At 64.1% G+C, this 10,044-nt stretch carries 8 protein-coding genes; 5 read left to right on the plus strand and 3 right to left on the minus strand.

What is annotated here, in order from left to right:
- Positions 1 to 118 precede the first annotated feature (118 nt).
- The 3 genes from CTA01S_RS15330 to CTA01S_RS15340 are packed head-to-tail and all read right to left on the minus strand — an operon-like array spanning position 119 to position 3,226.
- On the minus strand, positions 119 to 1,546 hold the full coding sequence (locus CTA01S_RS15330) for a UbiA family prenyltransferase (protein WP_062196743.1): 1,428 nt from the start codon (positions 1,544 to 1,546) through the stop codon (positions 119 to 121).
- 25 nt (positions 1,547 to 1,571) lie between these two features.
- Entirely contained in the window at positions 1,572 to 1,943 is a 372-nt protein-coding gene (locus CTA01S_RS15335; protein ID WP_062196744.1) for a DMT family transporter, read from the minus strand.
- Positions 1,940 to 3,226 (minus strand): glycosyltransferase family 39 protein, encoded by a 1,287-nt coding sequence (locus CTA01S_RS15340; protein ID WP_198150898.1) that lies wholly within the window; start codon positions 3,224 to 3,226, stop codon positions 1,940 to 1,942. The genes CTA01S_RS15335 and CTA01S_RS15340 overlap by 4 nt, the downstream gene beginning before the upstream one ends.
- A gap of 269 nt (positions 3,227 to 3,495) precedes the next feature.
- Here CTA01S_RS15340 and CTA01S_RS15345 point away from each other — a divergent pair, with 269 nt between their 5' ends.
- From CTA01S_RS15345 to CTA01S_RS15365, 5 genes are all read left to right on the plus strand, one after another.
- Entirely contained in the window at positions 3,496 to 4,404 is a 909-nt protein-coding gene (locus tag CTA01S_RS15345; RefSeq protein WP_062196746.1) for a glycosyltransferase family 2 protein, read from the plus strand.
- Between the two features lie 27 nt (positions 4,405 to 4,431).
- Complete coding sequence (gene asnB, locus CTA01S_RS15350; RefSeq protein ID WP_062196747.1) at positions 4,432 to 6,372, plus strand: asparagine synthase (glutamine-hydrolyzing); 1,941 nt, start codon at positions 4,432 to 4,434, stop codon at positions 6,370 to 6,372.
- Between the two features lie 19 nt (positions 6,373 to 6,391).
- On the plus strand, positions 6,392 to 7,444 hold the full coding sequence (locus CTA01S_RS15355; protein ID WP_062196748.1) for an acyltransferase family protein: 1,053 nt from the start codon (positions 6,392 to 6,394) through the stop codon (positions 7,442 to 7,444).
- Positions 7,445 to 7,524: 80 nt separating this feature from the next.
- The gene (locus CTA01S_RS15360; protein WP_062196750.1) at positions 7,525 to 8,769 is read left to right on the plus strand and encodes a glycosyltransferase family 4 protein; all 1,245 of its coding nucleotides are present in this window, start codon (positions 7,525 to 7,527) and stop codon (positions 8,767 to 8,769) included.
- Positions 8,769 to 9,941 (plus strand): glycosyltransferase, encoded by a 1,173-nt coding sequence (locus tag CTA01S_RS15365; protein WP_062196749.1) that lies wholly within the window; start codon positions 8,769 to 8,771, stop codon positions 9,939 to 9,941. The genes CTA01S_RS15360 and CTA01S_RS15365 overlap by 1 nt, the downstream gene beginning before the upstream one ends.
- The last annotated feature ends 103 nt before the right edge of the window (positions 9,942 to 10,044 follow it).

The following is a 10,044-nucleotide window of genomic DNA, read 5'->3' on the forward strand; positions in this document are numbered from 1 at the left end:
CGAGGCCCTTCCGGCCGACTGGCGCGGCCCCTACTACGGCCAGTGAGCCATCGGTTGCGCCTCCCCGGCGCAACACAACACCCAGCCGGGCCTTGGCCCGGCTCTTTTTTTGCCCGGATCAGGCAACCGAGAAGAGGACGGCACTCAGTCCCACCACCGTCAGGCTTTGCCAGTCTCGCAAGGCAAAGACCAGGGGATCGTCGTCGACTTCGCCCCGATGCGTCTTCATCCACAGTCGACTGACCCAGTAGAGCAGCAACGGGGGCACCAGCCACAGCCACAGGGGGTTGTCATAAACGGCAGGGATGTCCGGGTTGTTGATGTACAGCGCGAACACCAGCACGGCCACCATGCCGGCACTGGTTCCCACCGACATCAATACGGGAAGGTCGGTGACGGTGTAGCCGCGACCCGAGGGACGGTCCTGGTCCTGTTGCAGCGTCACCAGCAGTTCCGAGTAGCGCTTGACCAGAGCCAGGCTCAGGAAGATGAACATCGAGAACGCGAGCAGCCAGAAGGACGGGACGATGCCGGTCGCCGCCCCGCCGGCTACGACGCGCAACGTGTACAGGCCCGCCAGCATCAGCACGTCGACCACCACCTGGCGCTTGAGGGCGAGCGAATACGCCAGCGTGCACAGGAAATAGCCGGCAAGCACCCCGACGAACTCGATCGGCAGCCACCATGCCGTGGCAAACGAGGCGCCCAGCAATGCCGGAATCATGAACGCGCCGTGCCAGACGGGGATGAGACCGCTGGCGAACGGGCGATTGCGCTTGCGCACATGCCGGCGATCGGCCTCCAGGTCGACCAGGTCGTTGAGGACATAGACCGCGGAGGCGCACAGACCAAAGGCCAGGAATCCGAGCAATGCCTGCACCAGCCCCTCCGAGGAGGTGAGCCGATGCGCCGCCACCAAGGGCACGAACACCAGCACGTTCTTGAGCCACTGGTGCAGCCTCAGGGCTTTGAGGTAGGCCCGAAGACCCGGGCTGTGCGAAGGAATCACCCGACTGACCCGGGTCGCGGACTTTGCCGCCTCGATCAGACGGACATCGGACGAAACCACGACGGCCTGCCGGGCAGCCGACCACACCGGGAGATCCTTGCGATCGTTGCCAACATAATCGAAGCCCTTGGGCCCGAAGCGTTCGCTCAACTGATCGCTCTTGCGCGATCCGCTGAGGTTGGTCGGCCCATCCGTGGCGAGGACATCATCGAACAGACCCAGGTGCCGCGCCAGGGGTTCGGCCAGCAGACGGTGTGACGCCGTCGCGAGCACGACAGGGCGTCCGGCTTCGCGGGCTTGCCGTGCCAGGGCCACCACCTCCTCGTTGAGGGGCAGGGTCGACCAATCGAACTGGACCGCTTGTGCAAGCCGCTCCTTCAGGAAGGCCTTGCCGCGCAGCAACCACCAGGGCAGCAGCACCAGCTTCCACGGAGCATGTTTGAGCAAGAGGAACACGGACTCATGCAGCAGGTCGGTGCGGATCAGGGTGCCGTCACAATCGACGCACAGCGGGACGGTCGCGGTGGTGGAGTTCATGGGATCAGTAAGATCATCCGACCGCTCAACTGCGGGCAAGCAGGACGACACCTCCGACGATCAGGAGTGTGCCTCCCACCCGGGCCAGGTTGAGCGTGTCGCCGTGGACCCACCAGCCCAGCAGCATGGTGACCACAAAGCCGAGACCTACGAACGGATAGGCCAGACTCACTTCGACACGTGCCAGTACCAGCAGCCATACCACGGCACTGCTGAAGTAGATCGCCAACCCGCCCAGCACCCAGGGATTGGTGGCGATGCCCAAAGCCGACGACCACCCCCCCTGGGCCAGGCTTTCGGCAACGCGGGGGTGGCTCATTCCGGACTTCAGGACGATCTGCGCCAGCGAGGACAGCAGGACACTCGAGACGATCAGGGCGAGAACGCTCTTGTTCATGGCAATGGCCTCGACGGGGCGGACGCCGCGGCGTATCGATCCTTCAGCCACACCATGGCCCAGGATGCGAAGATCGCCAAGATTCCGTTGAGAGGCACGTGATAGCGGTCCTGGCCGACGGTGAGCACCGGCACGGCGAGGAACAGGGCGCCGACGAGCACCAGCGGATGCAGGAGGCCGATGTGCCGACGGGCCAGAGCCAGGCTCAATCCCACGAGACCCAGGATGAGGAGGCCTGCCCAGTACAGGCTGGAGACGAGCTTCAGCGGCACGATGGCGCCAGGACCCCACGAGCGGCGCAATGCAGGCTCGTTCCAGGTGACTCCGATGGACTCCCGGCCGAACGTGGCCACGAGCCGCTTTAGCGACAGTTCCACGTAGCGTCGCGGGTTTTCGAGGATGAAATCGACGGCCGCGCGCTTGAGATGGCGGTCGCGTTCGACTTCGTGGCTCGGCGCGTCGCTGGGCAGGTCCATGTATACGCCCTTGGAATCCGGATTGTTGCCCATCCACAGATTCGGGCCGAAGTTGGTCGAGACCAGCACCGGGGTGCCGAACACGGCCTGGTTGCGCAAGGCCCAGGGTGCGAGCATCGCCGCGGCCACGATGACGGCCACCAGTGCCGAGGTCAGGGCACCGTGCCAGGCGCGTTCCTGCCAGGCCTGGGCGAGGGGCAGGATGATGAACAATGGCAATGCCGTCGGACGCACGTAGACCGCGGCGCAAAGGAGCCCTCCCCACAGGCCCGCACGGGGCAACGGGGCGATGGCGCGATGCCCCCAGGCGTAGAGCGTGGCCATCAGCAGCACGAGGAACAGCAACTCACTGGCCAGGATGGTGGTGAACTGGATCATCAGAGGCCAACAGGCGACCAGCCAGGCCGCCACGGTGGCCGTTCGTGCGTCGAAATGGCGTTGCGCCAATGCGTGGGTCAAGGCCACGGCAAGCAGGCCCAACAGGAGGTTGAGCACCACGATCGGGACCGGGCCCGCCCCGAAAACGTGATACAGGGCGCCGTACAGTGCCGCCGTTCCGACCGGCCAGTACGCCGTGAGCTGACCCTCTGCGTAGGCATAGCCCCGGCCGGCGGCCAAGCTGCGGGCGAACTCGTCGTAAATGCCGCTGTCGGAGACAGGCTCCACAGGCACGCTCCAGGCCCAAAGCAGTCGCAGCAGGAGCGCGGCGGCCAGCGGCCACAGCAGCCCGGAGACAGCAGCCGGCACCGACGCCCAGGCTGCAATGCCCAGAGGGCTCGTGGCGGAAGCTGAAGAGGAACGCGTCATGCGGGTCATGGAAGCAATGACGAGCAACGGGGACAACCGTAGGCCCGGTGCAGGCGCATGAGACTCAGGCGCAGTCGTCTCGTCGAGTGGGTATCGGAACCTGCCACAGTATGAAGGGACGGTCCGGAGTCGTCATGCACCCATCCGAGGGGGATCGGGTAGAAGTGACTCTTGGGCACCGTGAACGAGGGGCTGTCTCGCGCGCCGGCCGCGGATATGCTCGTAGCCGAGCGCTTTTGGTCCGACACCGTGTGCCCCTTTGGATCCCCATGACTGACGCCATCGGCCGCTATGTGCTGATTTCCCCCTGCCGCAACGAGGCTGCCTACATGCGGCACACGCTGGACAGCGTCATTGCTCAAAGCGTGCGACCGGCCCTGTGGGTCATCGTCGATGACGGCTCCAGCGACGAGACCCCGTCCATCCTGGCCGACTACGCCTCCAGGCATCCGTGGATCAGGGTCGTCACCCGCGCTGACCGGGGACATCGGTCCGTCGGTCCCGGCGTCGTCGATGCCTTCTATGCCGGCTATGAAACCATCGATCCGCGGGACTACGACTACCTGTGCAAGCTGGATCTGGATCTTCGTCTCCCTCCGCGGTACTTTGAAATCCTGATGCAGCGCATGACCGCGGACCCACGCATTGCGACCTGCAGCGGCAAGGCTTACGTCGAGGACCATGGAGCGTTGATCTCCGAGCGGCACGGTGACGATACTTCGCTGGGCATGACCAAGTTCTACCGGGTCGAGGCCTTCCTGGCCATCGGCGGCTTCGTGCGCGAGGTGATGTGGGATGGCATTGACTGCCATCGCTGTCGCATGCTCGGCTGGGTTGCCTGCAGCTGGGACGAACCCGAACTGCGCTTCGTGCACCTGCGACCGATGGGCTCGAGCCAGCAGGGCATCTACACCGGGCGCATGCGCCATGGGCATGGTCAGTACTTCATGGGAACAGGATTCGTGTTCATGCTGGCCAGCGCGCTCTTTCGGTTGAACCAGAAACCCTATGTGCTGGGTAGCGCCGCGATGTTGTGGGGATGGCTGCGCAGCGCGCTGGCACGACGCCCCCGTTACGACGACCCGGAGTTCCGGCGATTCCTGCGGCGCTACCAATGGCTTGCCCTGCTGCTGGGAAAAAAGCGGGCTCTGGCCGTCATTCAATCCTCACGGGCCTGAGGCCTGCACCCGACCGGGCACAGCACCATGTGCGGCATTGCAGGCATCGTCGGTCGACTCACCCCGGACCTTCGGGCCGCACTCGAACGCATGAACGATGCCCAGTCGCACCGGGGGCCGGACGCACAAGGCACCTGGGAATCGCCCGCCGACGGTGAGGGATGGGGCGTGATGCTGGCCCATCGACGCCTGGCGATCCTGGACTTGTCTCCAGCAGGGGCGCAACCCATGGTCGACCCCGTCCATGGGCATGTGGTCGTGCTCAATGGCGAGATCTACAACTACGTGGACCTGCGGCGCGATCTGATGCAACGTGGTGAGACCGTGGCCTCCAGCGGAGACACGGCCGTGATGCTGCGCGGCCTCAGCGTCGATGGCCGCACGGCGCTTGGCCGGCTACGCGGCATGTTCGCACTGGCCTTCTGGAACAGGCACTCGCGCGAACTGACACTGGCACGCGACCCTCTTGGGATCAAGCCGCTGTACATGATGCGCAACCCTGATCCAGGCGGCGCATGGTCCGTTGCCTTTGCCTCCGAGCTGCGAGCTTTGCTGGCCAGTGGTCTCCTGCGCGACGCACGGCTGGATCCGCTGGCCGTGGCCAGCATGGTGTGGAGCGGGTTCACCGTGGGGCCCGGGACCGCTGTTCTTGGGATCGAATCACTCTGGCCAGGCGAGGCCTGCGTTCTGGACGGACGGGGACGAGAAACCGCTCGCCATCGTTTCTGGCAGGCACCTTCATCGGCCACGCAGGATCCGATCGACGAGGAAGAGCTTGGGGCATGCCTTGAGGAATGCGTACGTCTCCACCTGGCCAGTGATGTCCCCTTGGGGATCTTTTTGTCCGGTGGGATCGACTCTTCGGCGGTGGCGAATCTTGCCCAACGCTCCTCGAGCGTGCCCATCCATACCTTTACGCTGGCTTTCGAGGAACAGGAGCTCAGCGAAGGGCCTTTCGCCAGACGCATTGCCCAAGCCATCGGCACGCGACACACCGAGGTCGTTCTCAGCGAGCGCCACTTCCTCGATCGCCTGGACGACGCGCTCAACAGCCTCGACCAGCCCAGCTTTGACGGTCTGAACTCGTACTTCATGTCACATGCCGTACGCGGCGCCGGCTTCAAGGTGGCGTTGGTTGGCAGTGGCGGAGACGAACTGTTCGGCGGTTATACGAGCTTTCGAGACCTCCCACGGATGTGGCGATGGTCCCGCAGGGCCCGCCCCATTCCACGCGCTTTGCAACGCGGTATCGCGTCCATGGCATCGGCAGTCCTGAGCCGCTCGGAGCGAGGTTATCCAGCTCAGACCCGCTGGGCCAAGCTTCCCGACATGGTCTCACACGGGGAAGACCTGCTGGCGTTGTACCAGTTGGCCTATGCGCTGTTCCTGCCCAAAACACAGAGGGAGTTATTGCACGAGGGACTTGTCGCCCCCAGAGGCATTGGCCTGCCCCCTGCGATGATCGACCGTCTGAGGGCCGAGACGAAGGGGCTGCCGCCGATGCAGGCGGTGAGCATGCTCGAGCAGCGTCTTTTCCTGGGAGAGCGGTTGCTCCGGGATACCGACGCCACCAGCATGTCAGCCTCGATCGAGATCCGCCTGCCGCTTGTGGACCAGGTTCTTCTCCATCAGGTGTCACGACTCCCCTCCTCGGCGCGATATGAACCCGTCAGGGCCAAGGCCGTGCTGCGGCGCATCGGCCTACGCGGACTGCCTCCAACGCTTTTCCAACGGCCCAAAAGCGGATTCGAACTGCCCTTCGATCGTTGGTTGCGGCAAGCCCTGGGTAGCCGGATCGACGAAACATTGCGCAACGCGCGTCAGGCGGAAGCCGTGGGCTTGAATCCACGGGCCGTGGCCAGACTTTGGGATGCCTTCCGGGCCGGCTCACCCGGTCTGTATTGGTCGCGCGTGTGGGCCTTGTACGTCCTCATCCACTGGTCCCATCGTCACCGGGTCCTGCTCTGATCGCATCTTTCCTGTCATCATGAGCCTCCCGCCTCCTCGCTACCCCGGTCTCGACGGCATCCGAGCCTTGGCAGTCGCCGCTGTGGTGTGGGACCACACCATACCTTACGAAGGCATGCCGGCCCCGCTGCGACATGGCTTTCTGGGCGTGGACGTGTTCTTCGTTCTGAGCGGTTTTTTGATCACTGCCTTGCTGTTGCAAGAGCGCGCATCCCACGGCCGCATATCGTTGGGCAAGTTTTTCATCCGTCGCTGCCTGCGCATCTTTCCACTGTACTTCGCAGTGATGGGCCTGTTAGCGACCTATTTCGTGTTCTTCGCCCCTGCGAGCTCTTCCCAGCGAACCGCCTTCCTCACCGAACTTCCCTACCATCTCACGTACACCAGCAACTGGGTACCGATGGAGACCATGATGGGACTGACATGGTCGCTGTCCACGGAAGAGCAGTTCTACCTGCTGTGGCCCGCGATGCTTGCCTTCCTGGAGTCCTGGGCATGGCTGGCCATGGTGGTCTTCCTGATCCTCAATCAGGCGGTCAACTTTGGGGCGTTCGACGGAGCGTTGCAGTCGGTAGGACTGTCCGCCGGCTCCCTCGAAATCCTGCAATGCACTTTCACGCCCATCATTCTCGGATCCATGCTGGCTTTCGCGCTGTCCACCGCACACTGGCGGGACCGGCTGGCCGCCTGGCCCGCGTGGCCGGTACTGCTCCTTGCTGCGGGCGTGCTGCTAGTCACAGCTAGCTGGCCGGGTGATATTCGTGGATGGCCGCGACTCGGATTCCAGTCTGCTACAGCAGTCCTCCTGGCCGTCATCGTGCTGCACCCGACGGGACACTTGGCACGCGTCCTCGAGTGGCGACCACTGGCCTATGTCGGCACCGTCAGCTATGGGATCTACCTGCTTCACATGTTTGTGGTCCATGTGACACGGCGGGTTTTGATCGACATCGGGGCAATGGATAACCACCTCCTGTTTCTGTTGAGCCTTGCCGGCGCGGTGGCCGTAGCCAGCCTGAGCTACCGCTACTTCGAGAGACCCCTTCTCCAGCTCAAGGATCGCTTCCGGTGAACCACGAACTTCGTCTGTCCAATCGACACGAAACGTCTACCGAACCGACCTGTCGCGTCGATGCCAGTGTCGCGCGCAAGATCCGTGCGGATGGGCCGTACAAGGTCGTCTACCTCGTCAATCACTATCCCAAGGTCAGCCACAGCTTCATCCGCCGCGAAATCCAGGCCTTAGAAGCGCAGGGAATGACGGTGATGCGCACATCGATCAGGGGTTGGAATGAGCGTTTGCCCGACGCACGTGACGAAGAGGAACGCCAGCGTACACGCTATGTGCTCAAGAATGGATTGGGCGGTTTGCTCATTGCCACGCTCTGCGCGTCGCTGTCACGTCCGAGGCGATTCGTCCATGCCTTCTGGCTCGCCACGCGTATGGGCTGGCGTTCGGGACGGTCGATTGCTTATCACTGGGCCTACCTGGCCGAAGCCTGCGTCCTGGGGCGTTGGATGCAGCAGGAAGGTATCTCGCACGTCCACGCGCACTTCGGAACGAACTCGACCGACGTGGCGATGTTGGCCACCGCGCTGGGCATGGCGCGGTCCTACAGCTTCACGGCCCATGGCCCCGAAGAATTCGATGGCCCCCGCTCCCTGGCACTCAGCGAGAAAGTCGAGCGAGCCCAATTCGTCGTCGCGATCAGCAGCTTCGGTCGCAGTCAGCTGATGCGCTGGATCGGACCTGAGCATTGGCAGAAGGTGAAGGTCGTCCATTGCGGCCTGGATGAACTGTTCCGCCGCACCACTGCACAGCCTCCTCCCGCGGCGCCCCGCCTTGTGTGCGTAGGAAGACTGTGCGAGCAAAAAGGACAGCTTCTTCTGATCGATGCCATGGCCCTCCTGGTCCGACGAGGGGTAGACTGCGAACTGGTGTTGGCTGGCGATGGCGAGATGCGTGCCCAGATCGAAGACCGGATCGTGCGACACGATCTCTGCGGACGCATCCGAATCACCGGTTGGATTTCAGGAGACCAGGTTCGCGACGAACTGCTGGCCGCCCGTGCCCTGGTGCTGCCAAGCTTTGCCGAGGGTCTCCCTGTGGTGCTGATGGAGGCCATGGCCTTGCAGCGCCCAGTGGTGTCCACCCTCGTGGCGGGCATCCCTGAGCTGGTCGTGCCCGAAGAATGCGGATGGCTTGTGCCTGCCGGTGATGTGGAGGCCCTCGCCGATGCCATGCAGCAATGTCTCGAGACCCCGGTGGATCGGCTGGCGCAGATGGGCCTGACCGCCCGACAGCGTGTCCTGCAGCGGCATGATGCCGACCAGGAGGCCCGCAAGCTGTACGGCTTGTTGGCCCATGCGACGGATAAGGCACGGAAGGTGGTCTGATGCAGATCTCCAGCCGCCCCCTGCTCCAATCCCTGCGCCGTCCGATTCGCGCGGGCGTCCATGAACTCCGGCTGCACTGGGAGCGTCGTCGCAGCCCGAGGGTGCGCCCTGTCGTCGTGATCTTTCCTTCCAATCAGCCGTGGGATCCCGCCAGCAACCTGCGGGCCTGGCTGGTCGCCCCCGAGCTGGAGCGACTGGGCTGGCGGGCGATCGTCGTGCCTGAGCCCCTGACGCTGTCCCAGCGCAGACGGGTCCTGCAGCTGGAACAACCCGACGTGGTGCTCCTGCAGCAGACGCGTCATCCACTCAACCGTCCGGCCCTGTATGCCGGCTATCCCTGTGTGTTGGATGCCGATGACGCTGACTACCTGGACCCTCGATACCAATCGATGATTGCCCAGTGCGCGCGCGATGCAGCGGCCGTGGTAGGTGGAAGCCGGTTCGTGGCGGACTGCCTCGGCCGGCACAATCCGAACAGCCACGTGATCTGGACCGGCACCCCCTGGATCGACCACTTGGCCCGGGTTGCACCGGCCCAGCGTCCTACGGTGGTCGCCTGGGCACACTCCTCACCGTTGGACTATCCCGAGGAAGCTGCTCTGGTACAACGAGTGATGATCGAGGTAGCGCATCGAACCGCCTGCACGTTCTGGCTGTTTGGGACCCACGAAGACCGGGCTGCAGCCTGGTTCGCGCCGCTGCGCGCGGCTGGAGCCCGCTGTGAGGCCATTGCACCATTGCCGTATGCCGACTATCTGAACAAGGTCGCCCAAGCGGCTGTAGGCCTGCAGCCGGTATGTACCCGCAACGCGTTCAGCCGAGGCAAGTCTTTCGGCAAGCTCCTGGCCTACCTGAACGGTCGGGTGGCTGTCGTGGCGTCGGATGCGGTCGACCACAGCCTGTTCTTCCGCCATGGCGTCAATGGTTATCTCGTCGGAGATGAGCCCGCCAACTGGGTGGAGTCTATCGTCACCCTGCTCCAGCAGCCCTCGTTGCGTGAGCGCATCGCAAACGCAGGCTACGATGATGCCCGCCGACGATTGAGCACTAGGCGATTTGCTGAGCTGCTCGACCCTGTCTTGCGGGAGGCCTCGTCCCTGAAACCGAAGAGTCCAGAAATTGTCATGAGAGAGGGTGAAGAGGAACGGCCGGCTCCGCGCGGCAGCGCATGAGGGTGCAGCCAGGCCCGGCTGGGTGTTGTGGTGCGCTGGGGTGGCGCAAGAGATGGCTCACTGGCCGTAGTAGGGGCCGCGCCAATCGGCCGGAAGGGCCTCA

Source organism: Caldimonas taiwanensis NBRC 104434 (assembly GCF_001592165.1).
GTDB classification, from domain to species: Bacteria; Pseudomonadota; Gammaproteobacteria; order Burkholderiales; family Burkholderiaceae_C; genus Caldimonas; species Caldimonas manganoxidans.

Coding starts and splice junctions, on each gene's coding strand:
- CTA01S_RS15330 (WP_062196743.1), bottom strand. CDS start 1,546: ATGAACTCCACCACCGCGACCGTCCCGCTGTGCGTCGATTGTGACGGC.
- CTA01S_RS15335 (WP_062196744.1), bottom strand. CDS start 1,943: ATGAACAAGAGCGTTCTCGCCCTGATCGTCTCGAGTGTCCTGCTGTCC.
- CTA01S_RS15340 (WP_198150898.1), bottom strand. CDS start 3,226: ATGACGCGTTCCTCTTCAGCTTCCGCCACGAGCCCTCTGGGCATTGCA.
- CTA01S_RS15345 (WP_062196746.1), top strand. CDS start 3,496: ATGACTGACGCCATCGGCCGCTATGTGCTGATTTCCCCCTGCCGCAAC.
- asnB (WP_062196747.1), top strand. CDS start 4,432: ATGTGCGGCATTGCAGGCATCGTCGGTCGACTCACCCCGGACCTTCGG.
- CTA01S_RS15355 (WP_062196748.1), top strand. CDS start 6,392: ATGAGCCTCCCGCCTCCTCGCTACCCCGGTCTCGACGGCATCCGAGCC.
- CTA01S_RS15365 (WP_062196749.1), top strand. CDS start 8,769: ATGCAGATCTCCAGCCGCCCCCTGCTCCAATCCCTGCGCCGTCCGATT.